Annotated in this window: 19 protein-coding genes; 10 read left to right on the top strand and 9 right to left on the bottom strand. The window is 55.2% G+C overall.

The genetic code is table 11. The features are described 5' to 3' along the window. Positions 1–12: 12 nt before the first annotated feature. The 3 genes from AB1724_16540 to AB1724_16550 are packed head-to-tail and all read right to left on the bottom strand — an operon-like array spanning position 13 to position 3,835. Entirely contained in the window at positions 13–1,419 is a 1,407-nt protein-coding gene (locus tag AB1724_16540) for a radical SAM protein (protein ID MEW6079416.1), read from the bottom strand. Then, on the bottom strand, positions 1,416–2,888 hold the full coding sequence (locus AB1724_16545; GenBank protein ID MEW6079417.1) for a radical SAM protein: 1,473 nt from the start codon (positions 2,886–2,888) through the stop codon (positions 1,416–1,418). Before AB1724_16545 ends, AB1724_16540 begins: the two co-directional genes overlap by 4 nt. Then, complete coding sequence (locus AB1724_16550) at positions 2,885–3,835, bottom strand: glycosyltransferase (protein ID MEW6079418.1); 951 nt, start codon at positions 3,833–3,835, stop codon at positions 2,885–2,887. The genes AB1724_16545 and AB1724_16550 overlap by 4 nt, the downstream gene beginning before the upstream one ends. A 251-nt stretch (positions 3,836–4,086) precedes the next feature. Here AB1724_16550 and larA point away from each other — a divergent pair, with 251 nt between their 5' ends. Both larA and AB1724_16560 read left to right on the top strand, forming a co-directional pair. Continuing rightward, positions 4,087–5,409 (top strand): nickel-dependent lactate racemase, encoded by a 1,323-nt coding sequence (gene larA, locus AB1724_16555; GenBank protein ID MEW6079419.1) that lies wholly within the window; start codon positions 4,087–4,089, stop codon positions 5,407–5,409. A 25-nt stretch (positions 5,410–5,434) separates the two neighbouring features. Next, entirely contained in the window at positions 5,435–6,994 is a 1,560-nt protein-coding gene (locus tag AB1724_16560; protein ID MEW6079420.1) for a DUF4301 family protein, read from the top strand. Between the two features lie 5 nt (positions 6,995–6,999). Here the strand turns inward: AB1724_16560 and AB1724_16565 are convergent, their stop codons facing one another. The 6 genes from AB1724_16565 to AB1724_16590 form a co-directional block, all read right to left on the bottom strand. Next, entirely contained in the window at positions 7,000–7,689 is a 690-nt protein-coding gene (locus AB1724_16565) for a transglutaminase family protein (protein ID MEW6079421.1), read from the bottom strand. Next, complete coding sequence (locus AB1724_16570) at positions 7,686–8,342, bottom strand: hypothetical protein (protein ID MEW6079422.1); 657 nt, start codon at positions 8,340–8,342, stop codon at positions 7,686–7,688. Before AB1724_16570 ends, AB1724_16565 begins: the two co-directional genes overlap by 4 nt. A gap of 201 nt (positions 8,343–8,543) precedes the next feature. Continuing rightward, on the bottom strand, positions 8,544–9,161 hold the full coding sequence (locus tag AB1724_16575; GenBank protein ID MEW6079423.1) for an SET domain-containing protein-lysine N-methyltransferase: 618 nt from the start codon (positions 9,159–9,161) through the stop codon (positions 8,544–8,546). Positions 9,162–9,183: 22 nt separating this feature from the next. Then, entirely contained in the window at positions 9,184–11,058 is a 1,875-nt protein-coding gene (locus AB1724_16580) for a carbamoyltransferase (protein ID MEW6079424.1), read from the bottom strand. A 12-nt stretch (positions 11,059–11,070) separates the two neighbouring features. Continuing rightward, the gene (locus AB1724_16585; GenBank protein MEW6079425.1) at positions 11,071–11,220 is read right to left on the bottom strand and encodes a DUF5989 family protein; all 150 of its coding nucleotides are present in this window, start codon (positions 11,218–11,220) and stop codon (positions 11,071–11,073) included. A 21-nt stretch (positions 11,221–11,241) separates the two neighbouring features. Continuing rightward, positions 11,242–11,616 carry an SxtJ family membrane protein gene (locus AB1724_16590; GenBank protein ID MEW6079426.1) on the bottom strand — a complete coding sequence of 125 codons (375 nt, stop codon included), beginning with the start codon at positions 11,614–11,616 and terminating at the stop codon, positions 11,242–11,244. Positions 11,617–11,929: 313 nt separating this feature from the next. Here AB1724_16590 and galE point away from each other — a divergent pair, with 313 nt between their 5' ends. The 8 genes from galE to AB1724_16630 are packed head-to-tail and all read left to right on the top strand — an operon-like array spanning position 11,930 to position 21,290. Then, complete coding sequence (gene galE / locus AB1724_16595; protein ID MEW6079427.1) at positions 11,930–12,919, top strand: UDP-glucose 4-epimerase GalE; 990 nt, start codon at positions 11,930–11,932, stop codon at positions 12,917–12,919. A gap of 33 nt (positions 12,920–12,952) precedes the next feature. Further along, positions 12,953–14,401, top strand: a complete 1,449-nt coding sequence (locus AB1724_16600) for a sugar transferase (GenBank protein ID MEW6079428.1) — start codon at positions 12,953–12,955, stop codon at positions 14,399–14,401. Positions 14,402–14,440: 39 nt separating this feature from the next. Beyond that, entirely contained in the window at positions 14,441–16,087 is a 1,647-nt protein-coding gene (locus AB1724_16605) for an alkaline phosphatase family protein (GenBank protein ID MEW6079429.1), read from the top strand. Continuing rightward, positions 16,087–17,229: a glycosyltransferase family 4 protein gene (locus AB1724_16610; GenBank protein MEW6079430.1), complete on the top strand. Its 1,143-nt coding sequence runs from the start codon at positions 16,087–16,089 to the stop codon at positions 17,227–17,229. The genes AB1724_16605 and AB1724_16610 overlap by 1 nt, the downstream gene beginning before the upstream one ends. Further along, entirely contained in the window at positions 17,226–18,044 is an 819-nt protein-coding gene (locus AB1724_16615) for a glycosyltransferase family 2 protein (protein MEW6079431.1), read from the top strand. The genes AB1724_16610 and AB1724_16615 overlap by 4 nt, the downstream gene beginning before the upstream one ends. Beyond that, on the top strand, positions 18,041–18,679 hold the full coding sequence (locus AB1724_16620) for a CpsD/CapB family tyrosine-protein kinase (GenBank protein ID MEW6079432.1): 639 nt from the start codon (positions 18,041–18,043) through the stop codon (positions 18,677–18,679). Before AB1724_16615 ends, AB1724_16620 begins: the two co-directional genes overlap by 4 nt. Further along, positions 18,633–20,138, top strand: a complete 1,506-nt coding sequence (locus AB1724_16625; GenBank protein MEW6079433.1) for a Wzz/FepE/Etk N-terminal domain-containing protein — start codon at positions 18,633–18,635, stop codon at positions 20,136–20,138. The genes AB1724_16620 and AB1724_16625 overlap by 47 nt, the downstream gene beginning before the upstream one ends. Before the next feature lie 27 nt (positions 20,139–20,165). Then, positions 20,166–21,290: a glycosyltransferase gene (locus tag AB1724_16630; GenBank protein ID MEW6079434.1), complete on the top strand. Its 1,125-nt coding sequence runs from the start codon at positions 20,166–20,168 to the stop codon at positions 21,288–21,290. Positions 21,291–21,337: the final 47 nt, after the last annotated feature.

Below are 21,337 nucleotides of genomic sequence, written 5' to 3' on the forward strand. Positions count from 1 at the left end.
ATAAAAACTATTTTATGACACCCTCTTTTTATGAAAAACGGCCAGAAAGTCCAAAACAAGATTAATCATATGCAATTTGTTCGGAAACTTTTTCAACGTCTTAAAAACCCGAAACGGCAGATAAAACCTCAACGAAGCATGTACCTGCGCCTTCTTGTTATCATACCCGGTAGCCAGATAGTAAAAAGAGTTTTCATCCCAGTAATCTCCTCGTACCGTATACATCAGGCCGGGATACATGGTTTTCACCAGTCCGGAAAGCGTCGTCCCTTTGAAGGGAATAACAATAAAAAATGAAGCCAGATCAAGGCTGGTTTTTCTGGCCAAGGCGATTGTCGACTGGATTTCCGCGACCGTTTCCCCGGGAAAGCCCAGCATGAAAAAGCCCCTGACGATCAAACCGATACTTTCGGCATACTCGATATTTTCCAGAACTTTGGCAATATCCAGGTTTTTTTTGATGATTTTCTGCACTCTGGGCGAGGCGGACTCAATAGCGAATGTCAGTGTATATGCACCGGCCCGTTTCAACAGAGCTATATCTTCTCTTTCCAGCAGATCCGCCCGTAACCCATTAGGAAAGGCCAGTTTAATAGGCCGGCCGCTTGCCATAATCAAATTCAGAATGGCATGCATGCGGTCCCGGTCAATATTAAAAATATCATCAATGATGTGAAACTCTCTGATGCCGTATTCATCGTACAGCCATTGAATTTCTTCGACAAAATTTTCCGGGGTCCGCTTGCGGGCTCTTTTGCCGAAAACGTCATGGCAGTAAGCGCAATGATACGGGCACCCGCGAGAACTGATGACCGGCGCATAATGTTTTTTGCAGAGAAAGCCATTAAACGAATTACCCAAAGGGCCGAAGTAATCCGGCAAATTTACCAGGCCGTAATCCGGAAACGGCAGCGTATCAAGATCCTCAATGTAATCCGCCCGGGGATTGCAGACGACCTTTTCCCCGTCGACATACGCCAGGCCGTCAAGCTGGTTGGGTGTTTTCCCGGCGATAAGCGCCCGCACAAGATTTAAAAAAACAACTTCCCCTTCACCGATCACCGCCCAATCGACCGAGTCGTTTGACAACAGCAGATCATCATATTCAAAAGTTGCCGACGGGCCGCCGATCACGATTTTTGCATCCGGGGCGTTCATCCTTAAAAAGGCCGACCATTCATTCAAAAAAGCCTTATCCATGGCCAGCAAACTGATTCCGATAATATCCGGCTGAAAAGCATGGAGCCTTTTTGTTAATGCCTGTCCGATTTTCCGGGTAAGCCGGAGGTCGATCAATTCGATATCAACGGGCGCTTTCAGGTATCGCTTCAAATACGCCGAAAGATAGAGAAAGGCCAGGGGTACGTCGATTACCTGGGGAACTTTGCCCTGGGAAGGCTTGATGAACAATATTTTCATTTTTCAGCTTTTATTCGGGCCTTCACATTGTCTCCAAGCACCTTGATGACTCTCTTAATAAAAAAAGGTATATCTTTGACTGAAAAATGGCCGAACTTCAAAAACGACAGCACGATGAGGATATTCGCCCGCAGTCGCAGACCGGTCATCTCCTTTTCCGTTACCCCGGGCAACTGCATGATAAACGTCTCGTCCCTCAGCCAGGCGTCCCAGTTGTCACGCAGATGCTCTTTAATCAAACCATGCCGCTGCGCAATGTCGTACAATTCACTGCCCGGATAGGGCAGGGTCGGCGACGAAGAAATCAACTGGGCCCTGTTGCTCTTCAGCAGATGCCGGGCGAAGGCAATGGTCCGCCGGGTCTCCTTCACCCCTTCAAAGCATAATTGGTTCCCCTCTTCCCATACATTAAACAGCATAAACAGCGCCAGCGTCTTTATGCCATAGCGCTGCATCAGTTCGCAAGCCGCTATTCCCTGTTCAACCGTTATTCCTTTCCTGATTCCGTTCAGGGTTCGCTGGTTGGCGGACTCGATCCCCAGGTGAACAAACCAGCAACCGGCTTCGGCCATGGCCCGGGCCAGTTCTTCCGGCAGATTGTTGCTCCGCAACTGACATTTCCAGGTCATGTCCAGTTTTCTGTTTTTAATTTCATTACAGATATCAATCGCTTTGGGGATGTTGTGATTGAGCTCATCGCTGTCGTCGAAAAACTCTTTTACCCCGTAGTCTCTTTTCAATACCTCCAGCTCATCGGCGATATTTTTCGCGGAGCGGGTCCTGACGACCTGACCGGGCCGGTTCCAGACCTTGTTGGAGCAGAAGGTGCATCGATAAGGGCACCCTCTGGCGAATATCACCCTGGCCTGGGGGTTTTGCCGGGTAATGTACCAGCCGGTATAATCCCTCATGTCGATTAAATCCCGGGCGGGGAAAGGGATGGTATCCAGGTCCTGAATAAGGGGCCGCGGAGGAGTCGTTTTCAATTCGCCGTTGGCCAGGTAACCGACCCCCTGGATTTCGCTCAGGTTCATCTGCCTGATGTCTTTAACGCATTTATATGCCCGGACAATCTCCGTGAGAGTGACCTCGCCCTCACTGTAAACCTCAATATCCGCCCGTGAACGCCGCAACGCCTCTCCCGGAAGGGCCGTGACCTGATGACCGCCGACAATACAGAGCAACCCGGGATTTAACTGTTTAAGGGCATCAATCATTTCATACGCCCCGAGGGTGGAGGTCACATAATAGGAAGCGCACAGGATGTCCGGGTTAAAACCGATGATACGCTCCAGCGTAAAGTCGTACCCTTTTCTGGGCCCGTCAATGGCCCTTAACTCAAGATCCGGTATCTGTTCTCTCAGATAACCGGCAAGGTAAAGAATCCCCAGCGGAGGAGAAATGTGCTCATACATTTCACCGAGCCGGGGCGTCCTCCGGGGCGGGGCAAGCACAAATTGAATCTTCATATGAGACCGGAAGGTTTTCGTGATTTAATGCCCGGAATGAACCGGAGCCTGTCCGCATACCCCCGGATCATCCCCAGTCCGTAACTCAGGTGGATCAGGGGATACATGAATGGAAGGACGAAAACGGCTTTCAAATCCCTGTTCCTGGCCGAATCGTATATGCCGAAAAGGACGGCGGCCGCCGCATAAATCAACAGCGGCAGAAAGAGCAGCTTGCCCGGCATCGGCTCGTTCGTCAAACCGCCGCCGAAGGATAATGCCTCGCCCACAATCCAAGGCTGCACGGCGGTCACCGCTCCCAGCCCGATCAGGTAAAGCAGAAACAGGCTGGGCACGAAAAAAAACGGCATCCGCAGGGTTTCCAGCAGCGTTTCTTTCCGGGGCCTTGCTTTTCCGTAACTGAATATCTGACGCATGAGCGCCGGAACGGTCGCTCTTCGCCGGTGATAAAGTCGAATGGCGGGCGAATAGGCGATACGGAAACCGGCCCGGATGGCGTCGGCAATAAATTTGGGGTCTTCCCCGGGGAAGAGGGTAGTGTCAAAGGCGACCGTATCCAGCACCCGTTTCCTGCAAAGCAGATTGGCCGAGGAAACGGCCGTCTCGTCCGCGTTCAGCCGGATTTCCCTTAAGGCATATCGCCGGGACACTTTCCAGGCCCCGAACATCGAAGAAAGCGCGTACCAGCTGATCCTTGAAAATCCCTGATCATCCGTTGCCGTCAACTGCGGTCCTCCGACGATATCAATTTCCGGATACTCGCGGAAAAACGCTTCCGCCTCAAGCAGATAATCAGGCGGGATGGTCGCGTCGTCATCCAGGAAGGCCAATATCTCCCCCCGGGCCAGCCGGGCGCCCTGATTCCTGCCCGCCGACGGGTTGGTCCCCCGGGTCGTCACCACCTCGTAGGCCGAGTCCGGATAGTCCAGGCGGCGGATCGACGCCATAATTTCCGCCCCTCTGTCCGGAGCGACCGGGATGATTAGAGAAAATTTCACTGTCGGAACCGAAAATGTCCTGAGATTTGAAAAAACCTATTCCATGGTCAAGTTCTCTGTCAAGACAATTTACCGGCACCGACAGCGTCCGGCCGGCTGCGGCCATTTAATAATCCTTGCCCGTCGTTTTCCCCGCTGATAAAATGATAAATTAAATATCGATGAAACCATCGACACGGGGAAAGGGAGAGTTTCACGGCATGCGTATTGAACTGCCCTGGGGGGAAACGTTTCTGAAGCTGGACCTGCCGGACACATGGGACGTCATCCAGCCGCAACCGTCTAACCCCCAGCCGGGTACCGGGGCCCATGAACTGGAAATCATTAAAGCCGCCTTGCGGCAGCCGGCCGGTACGACCCCTCTCTCTGAAAAACGCCTGGGCGGAAAAAAAATCATCATTATTGTTGACGACAACACCCGGCCGACCCCGGTAAGCCGATTCTTTCACCTGGTGACGGAAGAACTGACCGCGGCCGGGGGGGAAACGGCTGACATGCTGGTCATTCCGGCCCTGGGGATCCATACCCCCATGACCGAAGCGGAAATGGCCGAAAAGATAGGGGCCGCCAACCTGGCCCGGATCCCCTGGGAAAATCACCGGGCTTTTGATCCCGACGCCAACGCCTTCATGGGCAACACCCGGCGAGGGACACCGGTATCCCTGAACCGGCGTTTGGCCGAGGCAGACCTGATCGTGCTGATCGGCCTGATTGAACCGCATCTGATGGCCGGTTTCGGCGGCGGGCTGAAAAACATTCTGCCCGGGGTGGCCTCGGCCGAAACCATCGGACGGCATCATGAAATTCTCACGGAGCCGCCCTACCAGGCCAACCGGGTCGGCCGACTCCCGGAGCAAAACTCCTTTCGACTGGACCTGGAGGAGTGCCGGGGGATGATCCGGGCGGATATCTTCTGCGTCAATGTCGCCCTTAACCACAACCGAACCGTCATCGCCTGTTTCGCGGGCGACCCGATAGCGGCCCACCGGGCCGGCATCCGTTTTACCCTGGATCGCTCGGGGCTGGAGATGAACAGGCAGGTGGACGGGGTCATCGTCAACGCCCATCCCATGGACATCAATTTCAAACAGAGCATGAAATGCGTGGGCAATGCCCTGCCCGCCCTCAAGCCCGGCGGCACGGTCATGGGCTTCCTGCGGGCGGAAAAAGGGCTGGACGATATTCCCGAACCGAAGCGATCCCCCCTGCCCCTGCCCGTCGTTAAAAAAATTCTGCGGCTGATCGGACCGTCCCGGGTATATGCCTTTCTGAATCTCACCAGAAAGGGATTGAATATAGAAGAACGCTTCCTTTATTATTACACCATGCAGCTGATCCGTCAGTACGAGCTGCTGTTTTTCGTGCCCTCCCTGACGGCCGAAACCGTAAAAGCGCTTTTCTTTTTTAACGGCTTCACTCATACTCCCCAGGACGTTATCCGGGCGGGAGTAAAACGACTGGGACCCCGGGCGAGCGTCGCCGTATTTCCCGAAGGCGGCGCCACTTTTCCGGTTATTCGATAACCATTTTGCAAAATCCAGGAAAATGATGAGCGATTATCCATTCAGCCAGGCGGATCTGGAGGATATCAGGGCCCACGGCCTTACCCCCGAAACGGTAAACGCCCAGCTGCGGATGTTTGCCCGGGGTGTTGCCGCTCCGGAACTGATCGCCCCGTGCACGATCAACAACGGTATTATGCCGCTGGAGACAGAAACCGTCAGGCGGCTGGCGGCTGTATTCCGGCAGGCCGTGGACAATGGCCGTCTTGCCAAATTCGTTCCGGCTTCAGGCGCCGCAACCCGCATGTTCAAGGACCTGATTGCCGCCCACCAGAAACCCGGAGGGGAAAGCCCTGCGTCGGACAAAAGCGTAACCGCTCTTCTGGCCAACCTAAACCGCTTCGCCTGCCGTGACGCCCTGTGGAAAGCCATGGAACAAGATGGAGTGAACCATGACGATTTGACCGGGGAAGGCGGATCGGCGGCCGTACTGAAATACCTGTTGACGCCCAGCGGACTTGGCTACGCCGACCTCCCCAAAGGATTAATCCTGTTTCACCGTTACCGGGACGAAGCCGCGTCCGCTTCTTATTCCCGGACCGCCTTTGAAGAGCATCTGGCCGAGGCGGCCGAACTGTTCGCCGACCGGAATCACCGTTGCCGGGTCCATTTTACCGTACCCCTGGCGCATGAAACCGCGATCAAGGAGCATCTCAGATCAGGCGGCGCACAGATTGAAGGGCGATACGGCGTCTCCCCGGAGGTGACGTTCTCCAGCCAGGATCCCGCCACCGATACCATCGCCGCCGCAAGCGACAACACGCCCTTTCGCGATCGAAACGGCCGGCTGGTTTTCCGGCCCGGGGGCCACGGCGCCCTGCTGGGCAATCTGGATCGCCTCGCCGAAGATCTTCTGTTTATCAAAAACATCGACAATATTGCCATGGAGCCGTTGAGGCGGAAAACGGCTCCGGCCATTGCCGCCATGTGCGGGCTGCTGGTGGAGCTGCAGCAGCAGGTATTTGCCTGTCTGGAACGCCTGACCGCAAGAGACGCTGACAGGGACCTGATTGAAGAAGTTACGGCCTGGGCCTCCAGGCACCTGAACCTTTTCCTGACGGACATCATCACCGGAGATGCCCCGGTCGAGGAAAAAGAGCTTCTGATCGGACGGCTGAACCGTCCCTTACGTGTCTGCGGCGTGGTAAAAAATACCGGGGAACCCGGAGGCGGGCCTTTCTGGATAAAAGACAGCCGCGGCGACATCTCCGTCCAGATTATTGAAGAAGCCCAGGTGGATATGACCGCCGCCGGACAGAAGGAGATCTGGCTCTCATCCACCCATTTCAACCCGGTCATCATCGCCTGCGCCGTCCGGGACTATACCGGCCGGCCGTTTCGCCTGGCCGATTTCGCGGACCCGCTGGCGGGAATCATAACGGAAAAATCCAAGGACGGACGGAGCCTGAAAGCGCTGGAACACCCCGGTCTGTGGAACGGGGCCATGGCCTACTGGAACACGGTCTTTGTGGAACTTCCTTCGGACGCCTTCAATCCGGTCAAGACGGTGTTCGACTTGCTGCGGAAGGGACACTGTCCGGACTAAACGGGTCACCCCCGGCGGCGATCATCCTCCCGCTCTTTTTCAAAATCACCGCCGATGTGGTCGAAATTCACGTTTTCGTCATGGAACCAGGCCGGGTAATACCGGCGAGACTCCTCGATCATTTTGTCATAAGGAAAGTCGTCAAAGGCGCCGTAATCGTGCACGTATTCCATGTGCTGACGGCCGCGGTTATCATAAGGGTGAAAAATGGAGTCGGTCACCCCGTCAAAATCCAGCGGCCGGGTGTCGAACTTCTCGCACAGGCTCAAGTTAAAGGCCGGGGTGGCCTTGACCCAGCGGCCGTCAACCATCATCTCCGTATAGCCGTGGAATACAAACAGGTCGGTCCCCATCAGGGCCTTCAACCGTTCGGTAGCCAGATGGTTCCGGACATTGGCGAACCCCAGGCGGGCGGGAAGGCTCACCGCCCGGGCCGCGGCCGCCAGCAGAATCGCCTTCTGGACACAGAAACCCTCCCCGGCCGCCAGGGTAAAGCTGGCCTTGAATTTTCTCCTGTCCAGCGAGAAAGCGTAAGGGTTATAACGAAAACCGTCCCGAACCGCGTAATACAGATTGACGGCGCGTTTTCTGGCAGGAGCTTCCGTTCCGCCGGAGGCATCACGGGCAAAAGCCGCCACCTCCGGATGATCGGCGTCCAGATAAAAGGTCGGCCGGATATATCGCTCGTGGATCACTGATTCATGGGAGTTTTCGCAGGTCCGGCAACGGCCTTGCTGTTTATAGCCTGCAGTTCCGCCTGAATCTTGTCAAAATCCGCTATTTTCTCGGTTGCCTGTGGATTCTCGGCGATCAACTTCTCTTTCAGATGCGTCTCATATTGCTTATACGCCTCCTGGATCTTCGGATCATTCATGGCGTCCACCCGGGCTTTTTTGACCACCTGGACTTTATCCTGGAAATCCTTCATCAGCCCCGTTCTCTCATTCGCGGGCAGATTGGGATCCTGGAGTTTCTTCTGGAGCTCGGGGATCTGCTGCAGGTCTATTTTCTGGGGCTTCAACAGGGCCTGCATTTTATCGTCGATGAGCTTTCTTAATCCCTCCTGTTCTTTCACCAGTTCCGGATATTTTTTGAAGGTTGCGCTCTGCATGGCGATCAACTCTCCCTGGATCTTCTGTAACTGCAGAATTTTCTCCTGACGGGGGTCTTGAGACGCGGCCGCCGGAATTCCCTGGGGCTTTTCCGGCACCGCACTTTTTTCCACCGCCGCCTTCTCCTGCTCGGCTTTCTTGGAGCATGCCGGCATCATGGCTATTCCCAAAGACACCAGACCGATAACCAGCAGAGACAAACCATCTCTCCGGCTGAAACGATTGCTGTTCCGCATACGACCTCCTTATGACCTTGTAATATAATAATCTTCCCGCAACCGGCATGGCCGGAATGCCCGGAAAATGAATCCCGTCACAATGACAGGATCAATTATCAATATATACCCGCCGGCATCTGTTTTCAAATAATGCCCGCCGTTGGCGCAGATATCTCGCTTCATTCACCCGGAGCCCGGGCCTCCAAACGGCAGACGTCCTTATATTGCCTGACGATCGCGGTATTCTTCGTCCCAGTAGGCCTCTCCGTAACTGATGAGCAGCTGCTCGTCTTTTTTTATATCCCGGGAGGCAATAAAAAAAAGCACCCACTGGCCACGATAGAGGGTATGCTCCACCAGCAGGTTGGGTTCCTGGCCGTGGTTGACAAAACGCATCTCGTTGCCTTCCAGGCGGCCATTGATTTCAAGCGGAGGCGCCTTATCCAGCTTGTCCAGATAGTACCAGCTGTAATCCGATTCATGTCCACTATCGGCCTTGAAGCAACGGGTGTGCTTTCCCGAAATCTGCACCACGCCGGTGTATTCACCGATAAAGTCGCCCTCCCGGATGTCGTTGTCGGCAAAAACCCCATAGCCGATGGTTTTATCGATCCTGCTGATATAAATAGGCGCGATGGCTGCCCGATCGATATCAGCGCCGTACCGACGGGCAAGATAATCGAACTCTTTTCTGTTTTCAATATAATAAGGGCTCTTGCGCAAATTCATTTGCATCAGGGGTTCCCAGTCGATCCTCGTCCGGCTAAGGTAGATAACGCCTAAATTTTCAAAAAACCCCAGAATCTCCTCTCGGGTCCGGTAATCACGTTTTAACATAGAACTCGCTTTTGATACCTCCTCAATCCAGTTGATAATCCTGCCGCCAGTCACCTTTCTCGGGAAATACTGGCTGCGCCTGTTTATTGAACACAAACTCGTTGATCGCCAGAAAATCCATTTCCGTCCGCATAAAGCACCGGTAAGCGTCTTCCGGGGTGCAGACAATCGGCTCGCCCCGGACATTGAAGCTGGTGTTGACAACCACGCCGCAGCCGGTCAAGTCCTTAAAGGCGCTGAGCAGCCGCCAGTACCGGTCATTGGTCTCCCGATGAACGGTCTGGACGCGGGCGGAAAAATCCACATGCGTGACCGCCGGGATATCCGAACGCTGATGGTAAAGACGGTCATACAGCTCCAGATCATGATACCCTTCCGGCAACGGGCGACGGCGGTTTTCCCGTACCGGCGCCACCAGCAGCATATACGGCGAAGGCGTGTCCAGATCGAAGTATTCTCCGACGTCTTCGGCCAGCACCGAGGGCGCGAACGGCCGGAAGCCCTCCCGGTATTTTATTTTCAGGTTCATCTTCTTCTGCATGTCCGGCTGCCGGGGATCACCGATGATACTGCGGTTGCCAAGAGCCCGCGGCCCCCATTCCATCCGTCCCTGAAACCAGCCGACCACCCTGCCTTCTGCCAGCAGGGAAGCTATTCCGCGGCAGAGCATGTTCACATCCGGGAAATGATCATACGCCGCCCCGTACCGCCGGGCCATTTTCCGGACATCGGACGCCGTAAATTCCGGCCCCAGGTAAGCCCCCTTCATCCGGTCCCCCCCGTCAACTGCGGGCAGGAGACGGTGGTCGTTGCCGATGCAGGCAGCGGCATAGGCGGCGCCCAGGGCGCCGCCGGCATCTCCGGCCGCGGGCTGGATCCAGATACGATCAAAAATCCGGGCCTTGAGCAGCCGGCCGTTGGCCACGCAGTTCAACGCCACCCCCCCGGCCATGACCAGGTTGTCACTGCCGGTCAGTTTCCGGGCGGTTCCGGCCAGCCGCAGGACAATTTCCTCGATCACCCGCTGAATCGCCAGGGCCAAGTCCATGTATGGCTGGGAAAGGGGACCCTCCGGGACCCGCCGGGGCAGGCCGAAAATTTTCTCCCATTTTTTATCAGCACACATGCGCAGGCCGGTGGCATAATCAAAAAAGTCCAGATTCAGAAGGATCGAACCGTCCTCCCGGATATCCACCAGATAAGTTTCGATGGCCTGCTGAAACCGGCGGCACCGCTCACTGCCGGGGTTCCCGTAGGGAGCCAACCCCATCAGTTTGTACTCGCCGCTGTTGACTTTGAAACCGCAATAACAGGTAAAAGCGGAATACAGCAATCCCACCGAATGGGGAAAGCAAAGCTCCTTAAGGACCTTAATGCCCTCCGCTCCGGCGGAACAGATGGTGGCCGTGGCCCATTCACCCACGCCGTCAACCGTCAGCACGGCGGCCTCATCAAACGGCGAAGCGTAAAAGGCGCTGGCCGCATGAGACAGATGATGCTCGGGGAACAGCAACGGCGGCCTTTTCCGGATGGGATTCCCGGCTACGGCCTCCAGCTCGTCCCAGAGCATTTTCTTCATAAACAGTTTTTCCTTGACCCAGACCGGTACGCTTTCCAGAAAACTGACCAGCCCCCGGGGGGCGAAAGCATGATACGTCTCCAGGAGCCGCTCGAACTTCAGGTAAGGTTTATCGTAGAAACTGATGGCCGACAGGTCCTCGATCCGGACACCGCCCTCGTCAAGGGCATACCTCACCGCCTTGCGCGGAAACGAAGGGTCATGCTTTTTGCGCGTAAACCGTTCTTCCTGTACGGCGGCCACGATATCGCCGTCCGTCAGGAGGACAGCCGCGCTGTCATGGTAATAGGCTGAAATACCGAGAATGTGTTCAGGCATGCCGGCTGTTTTTTAAAAAAGGGTGTACACAAACGGCGCCACCGCGGTACCGCTGGTCAGAACAATCAGCGTACCGAAAAACAGAAGCACCAGGATAATCGGCAACAACCAGTATTTCTTTCGCTTATTTAAAAAACCCCACAAATCTTTAAGAAACTCCATGGCACTTGCCTTTCGGTAAAGCTAATAAGGATGCCTCACGTCCTCCCGGGTATACAGATGGTTGCGTTCGACAAACACCGAACCATCATCTTTCTTCCACTGCTTCAATCGCATGGTATCCTTTCCGGCCAACCGCCGCATCATCGCCACGGGAACAACCACCAGCAGGTAGACCGCCGAGAGTACGATACGGGAAACTACCGCGCCCAGAATCCGGGACAACCCGAACCAGAAAACGGCAAAGGGGGCAAATAACCGGGGAGCGGTCATGCAGATCAGAACGCCTGCGGCGGCCACCGCGATCAGCGGATGATGGATACCGGCACCCACCCAGGCGGCCAGCAGCAGGATCAGCACCAGGGCCAGGCCGGCGTCTCTGGACTTTTCTTTATCCATACTCTGTCTTGTCCTATTGCGGTCAGCACTCGTTTAACGGTCTAAAACCAATAATAAATCTTTATATTTTGCCTGAAAAAATCCGGGAAGACAACAATTAAATCATGCGTCGCAATAACCATTTTGAAAAACTAACATTTTAAAAAATTTGACAAATAATGACTCAAATGATACAAAATTTGTCGCCGTTTTTTGCTGACAAGCGGGCGTACTTAAAATATAGCTTCCCAGCGGGTCAGAAAAATAATATGCTTTTTAAAATTAAGGCCGTAGCATGGGGGACTTGGAAGCAAGCGGATAACAGGGGAAATCAATGTCGGAAATTCTGGTTACCGGGGGTGCCGGTTATATCGGCTCCGCAACCTGCAAGCATTTAAAAAAAATAGGGTATCAGCCGGTTGCCATCGACAGCCTGGTAACGGGTCACCGCCAGGCGGTACAATGGGGCCCCCTTTTCGAAGGGTCGCTGGAAGATACGGCGCTGCTTGATGACATCTTTACCCGGCATCGACCAGCGGCCGTAATGCATTTTGCCGCCTCCTGTTATGTTAATGAATCCGTGCGGGACCCCCTCAAATACTACCGCAACAATGTTGCCGCCACCACCTGCCTGCTGGATGCCATGTGCCGGCACCATGTCACCAGTATCATTTTTTCTTCCTCCTGCGCCACCTATGGAGAACCGGTGGAACTGCCCATAACTGAAACCCATGTCCAGAATCCCATCAACCCCTACGGCCGATCCAAACTGATGATCGAACAGATTCTCAAAGACATGGACGCCGTTCACGGGTTGCGTTATGTTTCCCTGCGCTATTTCAACGCGGCCGGCGCCGATCCGGAAGGCCGGATCGGCGAGGACCACCAACCGGAGCCGCACCTGATCCCGCTTGTACTGCAAACCGCCCTGGGCCGCCGGGAGAACATCCATATCTTCGGAGACGATTATCCCACCCGGGACGGCACCTGTGTCCGCGATTATATTCATATTGACGATCTGGCCCGGGCGCATCTGCTGGCACTGGTACGGCTCATGGACGGCCGGTCCAGCGCCATATACAACCTGGGCAACGGCGGCGGCTATTCGGTCCGGGAAGTAATTGATACCGCCCGGGAAGTGACCGGCCAACCGATCCCGGCGACAATCGCCAAACGAAGGGCTGGGGACCCGGCGGAACTGATCAGTTCCAGCGAGAAAGCCCTCACGGAACTCGGCTGGAAACCGGAATTTACCAAACTGCGCGATATTATTGCCACGGCCTGGGAATGGCATCAGCGTCATCCGGACGGATATGTTGACTGATATTGCGCCGGCAACCCTTTTATTGCACAACCAATGACTTCTTTCAGACGACAACTGCTCCTGCTGATATTCAAGATCTTTGATCTTGCGCTGATGCTGTTTGCTTTCAGCCTGGCCCTGGGCGTTCACCGCCTCCCGGCGCCGCTTTTCCCGCCTCCGCTGGACAACTTCCTGTTCCTGGAAAACAGGAACGTCTCGCTGGCGTTTCTCCTGGTTTTTTCCCTGACCTGGCATATCATCTTCTTGTTCAACAAACTTTACTATTCAAGACGATTATTATCCCGGTGGCGTGAAATTTTCGAGGTTCTCAAAGCCACGACCGCGGGCACGTCCATCCTGCTGCTGGCCCTGTTTGTGCTGGAGAAAAGGGTTCTAAGCATTGATTTTATTGTGGTCTTCTGGTTTTCCGTGACCAGCCTGACGATTGTCAGCCGACTGGTCATGCGTTACGTGCTGTCGCTGGCCCGCCTGCGCGGTCATAACCTGCGTTTCATGCTGATCGTCGGCACCAATAACCGGGCCATCGAATTTGCCAACCGCCTGAAAACAAAAAAAGAGATGGGCTACGCCATTGTCGGATTTGTGGACGATAAATGGAAAGGCACGGCGGACATCGCCGGCGGCAATCCGCGGATCGTCGCTGACCTGGACAGTTTTCCCGAGTTTATCCGCAATAATGTGGTGGATGAGGTCATGATCTGCCTGCCCATGAAATCCTATTACGACCAGGCTTTTCGGATTGTTTGTCACTGCGAGGAGCAAGGATTGAAAGTCCACTTTCTGCCGACCCTGTTTGACCTCAAATTCGCCAAATCCAAAACGGAATGGTTTGACGGGGAACTGATGATCACCTTTTTCACCGGCGGGATGACCGGCAAATGGCCCATGTTCGCCAAGAGGTTCTTTGACGTCTCCGTATCCTCCCTGATTGTTCTGGCCTGTTTGCCGGTTTTCGCGGCTGCCGCCCTGCTGATTAAAATCAATTCCCCCGGTCCGGTATTCTTTGTCCAGGACAGGGTCGGCCTGAACAAGCGGCGGTTCAGGCTCTACAAATTCAGGACCATGGTCAAAGACGCGGAGCAGAAAATAAGCGAGTTGGAGGAATTAAACGAAGTCAGCGGACCTGTCTTTAAAATCAAGGATGACCCGCGAATCACGTCGGTCGGCAGGTTTTTACGCAAAACCAGTGTTGACGAACTGCCCCAGCTGGTCAATGTGATCATGGGGGACATGAGCCTGGTCGGTCCCCGCCCCCTGCCCGTTCGGGACTACGAAGGTTTTGATCAGGACTGGCATCGGCGGCGGTTCAGCGTCCGCCCGGGCATCACCTGCCTCTGGCAGATCAAAGGACGAAGCAATATTCCTTTTGAGCAATGGATGGAGCTGGACATGCAGTATATCGACCAGTGGTCGCTCGGGCTGGATCTAATGATTCTGATCAAGACCGTTCCGGCCGTTTTCGGGACTTCAGGAGCTGCCTGACCGGTTGGATGATATAAACTCTTCCTAAGGCCATAAGCCATGTCAAAATTAATCGTTATCGGCATCGACGGTGCCACGCCGGGGTTGATGTTCCCCTGGATGGCGGATGGCCGGCTGCCGAATTTCCGTAAAATAATGGAAAACGGGGTCACCGGAGAATTGAATTCCGTACCCAACCAGCGCAGCGCCGCCGCCTGGAGCAGCTTTGTCACCGGTGTCAATCCCGGCCGGCACGGCATCTTCGAGTTCTATGAACGCGTTCCCTTGAGCCACGACATCCGTTTTACAAAAACCTCGTCCCGGGACGGCATTTCCTTCTGGAAATATCTGTCTGACAATAACCGGACCGTCATCGTGGTCAACGTGCCCATGACCTACCCGGCCGAAAAAGTGAACGGCTGCCTGATCAGCGGCCTGGACGCGCCCGGCAAGAACAGCCCGGGGTTCACCTTCCCGCCCGGCCTGCTGGATGAAATCGAACGGGAGAACGGCCCCTATATTCAGGAGCCGGGGGTCATCAGCCTGGTCGTAAACGGACAGATTCAGGAGGCCGCCGATAAGATCATCGAAGCCGTCCGGCAACGCGGCAAGGCGGTCCGGTATCTGATGAAAAAATACGACTGGGACACAACGGTGGCGGTTTTCCGGGAGACCGATCCGGTTCAGCACTGCTTCTGGGAATACATGGAACAGCCCGGATCGGCATTCAGGGACACGGTTTTCAATGTTTACCGGGAAATCGATCAGGAGGTCGGTAAAATACTGGACCAGGCCGGTAATGACTGCCGGGTACTGGTCATGTCCGATCACGGTTTCGGCTTCAGGCAGCACGGCAACGGCTGCCTCAATCAATGGCTGGAGGAAGCGGGCTTTCTGAAATTCAAACAGAAAGGGGGCGGCTCGCTGATATCCAAAACCATGCGCTTCGGGTATCAGACCCTGGAAAAACTGATGAGCCGCCGCATGAAGGAGCGGCTCTTCAGCCTGGTACCCGGCCTGATCAGCAAGGTCCAGTCCCGGGTCTTCTTTGCGGCCATCGACTGGGAAAAAACCATTGCCTACGGGGACAACGTCATGCCCGTCATCTGGCTGAACACGGCCGATCTTTCTCCCACCGGCGTGACGGAAAACCGGTATGATGACGTTATCGCGGACCTGAAGACAAAACTGCTGGAAAACGGTGTCGATGTAAACAGCGGCCGCAAGGTCATCGAATGGGTCAGGGACCGCCGGGAATGCTACACCGGTCCCCGGACGGGCAACGCCCCGGACCTGCTCATCCGCTGGAAAGAAGACGAACCGATTGCCGGGTTGCGCTACGGCCGGCAGGGAAAGCCGATCTACCCGCAATATCCCACCAGGGAGTTTATCGCCAATAACGGCGATCACCGGCCCATGGGCGTTTTCATGGCCAGGGGGGAAGGCATCCGGAAAAACACCACGGTCACCGGCCTGGACATCGTGGATGTGACCGCCGCGGCGGTTTACCTCAACGACCTGCCCGTCCCGGGCTTCCTGGAGGGTAAAATCCGGCCGGAAATGTTTGAAGAAACTTTTTTCAATCACCATCCCGTGGAAATCGCCAATCGGGATTTTTCAGGGGTGCCGGCGGATGAAATGGATTACTCCGCTGATGAAGAGACCGCGTTGAAGGACCGGTTGCGGGGACTGGGATACCTGGAATAATGAAAAAAGTCCTGATCCTGTTTTCCATGAGTTTTGAGCCTTACCAGGGCCGTTATCTGCGGGCTTACAATGAAGCCAGGGCACTGGTCGACAGCGGCTATGAGGTGACGGTCCTGGGCTGGGATCGGTCGGGCAAAAGCCGGCCCGCTGAAACCCGGGACGGTATTCACATTGAGCGGATTCACGTGGCCGCTCCGGACACTTCCGGCGCAAAAAGCCTGCCCAACTTCCTGCGATTCGCGGCCAGGGTGGTTTCCCATCTCGGCAACCGGCGGTTCGATATGATCCACTGCCATAATTTACAACTGCTGCCGCTGGCCATCTGCCTAAAAACCATCAAAAAAGCACCCCTGATCTTTGACAGCTGCGAGCCGGATTATTATGCCCTTTACCCGGCCGGACTGCGCGGCGCGGTATCCTTTCTTGAGAAACGCCTGGTCAACCGGGCCGATACTGTTTTTGTCCATAACAACTATCAGGTGCGGAAGTACCGGAGCATGGGGCATCCTTCTGTCTCCCTGATCGGCAGCTATCCCCGGCTGGACATGATTGAGGGCTTTGCTCCCGAACCCACGCGCAACGGGAAAACGGTGATCGGCCGCATCGGCAGCATTTACCGGGACAACGGCATCGAGGAAATCATGGCCGGATTCCGGGTTCTCCTGGAACGGACCCGGAACGTGCAGCTTTTTCTGGCGGGCCGGGTCTTCGAAGCCTTTCAGGATGAGTTTAACCGCCTGATCAGAGGGATGGAAGAGAACGTGACCGTTCTGGGCGCTTTTGATTCCGCTGAAATGCCCCGGCTATACGGACGGATCGATATTTCCATCATGGTATACCGGCGCTCCCTGTGGTTTCAGAACATCACCCCGACCAAATTCTTTGATTCCCTGGCTTTCGGCGTGCCGGTGATCGTTTCGGACATGGGCGGGTTGAAGGAAATCGTCGCCCAATACGACTGCGGCCTGGTCGTGGACGAACAGAATCCGGCCGAAGTGGCCGACGCCATGGAGGCCATGATGAGCCAGCCGGCGCGCCGGAAACAAATGGGATTAAACGGGACGCGGGCCGTCCGGGAGCAATTCAACTGGGACCTGATGCGAAAAAACCTCCTCACCACATATGACAGGCTGACGGCATGAAAGACATCACCATCGGTATCGCCACCTGGAACGCGGAAAGACTGCTGCGGGACTGCCTGCAGTCCATCGTCAAGAATGTTACCGGCGTCACCTACGACGTGGTGGTGGTGGACAACGGCTCCGTGGACCGGACAACTGAAATCATGACAACGGAATTCCCGGAATTCACCTATATCCGCAACCCGGTCAACGAGGGAGTAGCCCGAGCGCGCAACAAATGCCTGGAACGGGTCGATTCCCGCTATGTCATCGTTCTGGACGTCGATACCATCATCCACCCCCGGGCATTTGAAATCCTGGTGGAAACCATGGACCGGCATCCCCGGGCCGGGGTGGGCGGCCCCCGGCTGCTCAACCCCGACGGCAGCCTGCAATTGTCCTGTCGGACGTTTCAAACCCCGCTGACCATTTTATTCCGCGGGACCCCCCTGGGAAAACGGTTTCCGCAATCACCTTTTGTCCGGGGCCATCTGATGATGGACTGGGACCACAACCAGCTGCGCCGGGTGGACTGGCTCATGGGCGCCTGCCACATCATCCGGCAGGAAGCCCTGCTGGACATCGGCCTTCTGGACGACGGCTTCTTCTATCTTTACGAAGACGTGGAATACTGCTGGCGGGCGCGGAAAAAAGGATGGGATGTGCTTTATATTCCCGAAAGTGATATAACGCATATTTACCAGCGGCAAAGCGCCGCCAGCCTGAACATCATGACCTACAAACACATTCGCAGCATCCTGCGCTTTATGATGATCCGCTATCTGGGGTATAGATGGGTTCACGGCAATCAATTTAATAAAAGGGCAAAACCATGAAAATCAATCAGGCCTTGCTGGATGAAGTGACCCGGATCAAGGTCAACATCCTGCAAAAACGTGACCGGAATCTGAAATCGATCATGGTCACCAGTGCCAACCGGAAAGAGGGCACCTCGACCGTGGCGGCCAATCTGGCGCTGTCCATCGGGCTCGGGGAAAAAGACAGGGTTCTGCTGGTGGACACCAATGTCCGCCAACCGATTCTTCATGCCTGGTTCGGCCTGGAACAGCAGCACGGTTTCATCGACCTGGCGATCGGCAGAAAACGTGTCCCCGAAGTCATCAAGGACACCACTTTCCCTAACATCAGAATCATCACCGCGGGTTTTTTCCCGCCCGGCGAGAACAAACTGGATATCCTGTCCGGCATTACTCCGGAGACCAAACAGGCCATCGAAGACGGCTTTGACTGGGTGGTATATGATTCCTCTCCGGTGAATATTTACCCGGACACCCTCATGCTCTCGCCGCTGGCGGACGGTGTCGTCCTGGTCATTCTGGCGGAAAGCACCAGGCGGGCGGCGGTAAAAAAAGTCAAGGACAGTCTTAAATCCATCAACGCAAATATTTTAGGCGGGGTGCTCAATGGACGGAGATATGTGGTCCCAAAATTCATCTACAAACGAATGTAATTTCAGCCAGTTGTCTCCCGTAAAGCAGGCCCAGGAAGAGTTCAAGTACTATTTCTACTATGTGCTCTTCAAAAGAAAATGGCTGATCATTATCACTTCAATCATCGGCATCATCGGCACGACCATCGGCCTTTATTACTGCACGCCGCTGTATAAGGCCAGCTCCAAAATCGTGGTGCGGTCGAACGTGAGCCAGGAACTGATTCTTTTCCGTGATCTGTATACCCAGCCGGCCAGCGTCACCAACACGATCCCGGCCAATAATTTCATCGAAATCGCCACCAGCCATAACGTCGCCCGCAATATTGTCAAACAGTTCCAGCTGGATGAAAAGCTGCGGCGCAAGAGAGAAGAGCCGGAGGATTTCCGGGAATACACCATGTATGTTCTCAGGGGGACCAAAGATTTCGGCGAGCAATGCGTAAAGGTTCCTTATAAATGGATCAAGTATCTTTTCACCGGGGAATACGAACCGGAGGCGGAAAAAGACTACGTGTCCATGGCCGTCAATAATTTCATCGAAGACATGACCGAAATCGATCTGGTGCCCGAATCCGACACCATCATCCTCACTATCTGGGATGAGTCGCCGCAGGAGGCCGAAGCCATTGTTAAAGCCCTGACCAACCAGATCATCGAGCAGAGCGTGTCCATGGAACAGAACGCCGCCGGATATGGATTCAACTTTACACGGGAAGAACTGGATAAGGTAAAAATCCAGCTGGCCCAGGCGGAAGACGAGGTCCAGGCGTTCAAGGAGAAATGGCATATCAGCGATATCGAAACCCAGAAAGGTATCAAGTTAAGCGAGCTGGATACGGTCGAAAAAAAGCTGATCACCATCACCGCCGAGCTGGCGTCACAGGAGTCCAAGCTTGAATCCGGAAAAAGAGAATTGAATGAACAGAAGCAGTCGCTGACCTCCATTCAGGCCTATCAGGATCTGCAAAAAAGCATCATTCTGCTCAAGGTCGATATCGACGCGCTTCGGGCTGAAAAAGCGCACTACCTGACCGTCGGAGCAACCGTCAAGGAAGAAATCAGAGACCTGGAGAGAAAGGGGCTGGAACTCAGGCGACTGGAGCGGGAAGCCCAGCTCAAGGAAGATCTGTTCAATCAACTGGGAAAAAAGCACGATGAACTGAAGGTGCAAAGCGTTTCCAATCTGGGCGGGCTTGACCTGCGGGTGATCGATACCCCGAAACTCGGTAAAAACATAGAGGCGGATTACCCCATGTGGGATTACGGACTGGGCGCGGGAATCCCCGGCAGTATTCTGCTGGCAATCCTTCTGGCCTTTTTCCTGGAACTGCTCAACGAATCGTTCTGGATCGGCGACCAGGTAGAGAATAAACTGGGAATCCGTCTGCTCGGCTCCATCCGGTTGTACGAACCAAAGGAAAAGGCGGCCCGGGGAAACTGGAGTGCCTTCCTGCAAAAACGCTTCTCCCGGGGTTAGCCGCATTTTCCGCGGATTGAGTCGGCCATGAATATTCTGCAGGTAACCAGGGGCGCCCTGATGGGCGGCGGCGAAAGGCATGTTTTAACCCTGCTGGAAGGACTTAAGGAAAAAGATGCCGGCGTTCGTCTGGCCGTATTCACGGAAGGTCGTCTGGCGGATGAAGCGCGGCGTCTCGGCATGGCGGTGCATGTTTTTCCCCGGCGCTTCCGCGGCGATATCCGGCCTCTCAAAGGGCTGATCGACCTGATCCGGGAGCAGCGGATTGACATCATCCACACCCATCTGGTCAGCGGCAATCTGTATGGCCGCCTGGCGGGAAAAATAACCGGGGTGAAAGGCATCGTCACCACCCTTCACCATACCCGCAAGGAGGCGCTGGGCAGTTTTCGACTGCCCTTCATGACGGATCTGTTTTTCCGGGGGGACATCTTGATGGGGAAACTATCCGACCGGATGATCACGCCTTCCGATGATTTGCAGCGTCTCCTGGTCCGCTTCGGGATCAAACCGTCCAGGATGGTCACCATCCCCAATGCCATCAACCTGGATAAAACCCGGCTGACCGCGCCGGATATCGACGCCTGTCGACGGGAACTGGGCATACCGACGGAGATGAAGGTGGTCGGAATGGTAGGCCGGCTGGTGGAAGTCAAAAACTTTAACCTGTATATTGAGGCGGCGGCAAAGGTGCTGGGGCAAAAGATCCCGGCCGTGTTCCTGATCATCGGCGAGGGCCCGCTGCGCGACACGCTGGAACAGCAGACGGTCGCGGCCGGTCTGAAAGACCGTTTCATCTTCACCGGTTTCCGGAATGACGTCTTCCGCCTGGTGGGCATGATGGACCTGTTTGTGCTCTGTTCCCGATCGGAAACCAATCCCATCGCCCTGATGGAAGCCATGGCCTCGGGCAAACCCGTCATCGCCACCGACGTGGGCGGCGTCCCGGAAATCGTCGAGCACGGAGTAAATGGATGGCTGTGCCCGTCCGATGACGTTGATTGTCTGGCGGAAGCCATGACCCGCCTGCTGTCATATCCCGCCCAGGCCCGGGACCTTGGCGCCCGGGCGCAGGCGACTATTTCGGAACGGTATTCCCTGCCATCGGTCACCGCCCGCCTGCTGGATGTATATAAGGACTTGATGAATTAACCCGGGCTAACGCCCGCGATAACGGGACCGACAGCCGTTGGCCTGCC

It is taken from the genome of Thermodesulfobacteriota bacterium (genome assembly GCA_040753795.1).
Taxonomy (GTDB): domain Bacteria; phylum Desulfobacterota; class Desulfobacteria; order Desulfobacterales; family Desulfosudaceae; genus JBFMDX01.

What these genes read in the sequence shown, in the direction of transcription:
- AB1724_16580 (MEW6079424.1), bottom strand. Translation starts at nt 11,058, where the DNA reads ATGCCTGAACACATTCTCGGTATTTCAGCCTATTACCATGACAGCGCG.
- AB1724_16540 (MEW6079416.1), bottom strand. Translation starts at nt 1,419, where the DNA reads ATGAAAATATTGTTCATCAAGCCTTCCCAGGGCAAAGTTCCCCAGGTA.
- AB1724_16615 (MEW6079431.1), top strand. Translation starts at nt 17,226, where the DNA reads ATGAAAGACATCACCATCGGTATCGCCACCTGGAACGCGGAAAGACTG.
- galE (MEW6079427.1), top strand. Translation starts at nt 11,930, where the DNA reads ATGTCGGAAATTCTGGTTACCGGGGGTGCCGGTTATATCGGCTCCGCA.
- AB1724_16625 (MEW6079433.1), top strand. Translation starts at nt 18,633, where the DNA reads ATGGACGGAGATATGTGGTCCCAAAATTCATCTACAAACGAATGTAAT.
- AB1724_16590 (MEW6079426.1), bottom strand. Translation starts at nt 11,616, where the DNA reads ATGGATAAAGAAAAGTCCAGAGACGCCGGCCTGGCCCTGGTGCTGATC.
- AB1724_16605 (MEW6079429.1), top strand. Translation starts at nt 14,441, where the DNA reads ATGTCAAAATTAATCGTTATCGGCATCGACGGTGCCACGCCGGGGTTG.
- AB1724_16620 (MEW6079432.1), top strand. Translation starts at nt 18,041, where the DNA reads ATGAAAATCAATCAGGCCTTGCTGGATGAAGTGACCCGGATCAAGGTC.
- AB1724_16550 (MEW6079418.1), bottom strand. Translation starts at nt 3,835, where the DNA reads ATGGCGTCGATCCGCCGCCTGGACTATCCGGACTCGGCCTACGAGGTG.
- AB1724_16570 (MEW6079422.1), bottom strand. Translation starts at nt 8,342, where the DNA reads ATGCGGAACAGCAATCGTTTCAGCCGGAGAGATGGTTTGTCTCTGCTG.
- AB1724_16575 (MEW6079423.1), bottom strand. Translation starts at nt 9,161, where the DNA reads ATGTTAAAACGTGATTACCGGACCCGAGAGGAGATTCTGGGGTTTTTT.
- AB1724_16560 (MEW6079420.1), top strand. Translation starts at nt 5,435, where the DNA reads ATGAGCGATTATCCATTCAGCCAGGCGGATCTGGAGGATATCAGGGCC.
- AB1724_16545 (MEW6079417.1), bottom strand. Translation starts at nt 2,888, where the DNA reads ATGAAGATTCAATTTGTGCTTGCCCCGCCCCGGAGGACGCCCCGGCTC.
- AB1724_16600 (MEW6079428.1), top strand. Translation starts at nt 12,953, where the DNA reads ATGACTTCTTTCAGACGACAACTGCTCCTGCTGATATTCAAGATCTTT.
- larA (MEW6079419.1), top strand. Translation starts at nt 4,087, where the DNA reads ATGCGTATTGAACTGCCCTGGGGGGAAACGTTTCTGAAGCTGGACCTG.
- AB1724_16630 (MEW6079434.1), top strand. Translation starts at nt 20,166, where the DNA reads ATGAATATTCTGCAGGTAACCAGGGGCGCCCTGATGGGCGGCGGCGAA.
- AB1724_16585 (MEW6079425.1), bottom strand. Translation starts at nt 11,220, where the DNA reads ATGGAGTTTCTTAAAGATTTGTGGGGTTTTTTAAATAAGCGAAAGAAA.
- AB1724_16610 (MEW6079430.1), top strand. Translation starts at nt 16,087, where the DNA reads ATGAAAAAAGTCCTGATCCTGTTTTCCATGAGTTTTGAGCCTTACCAG.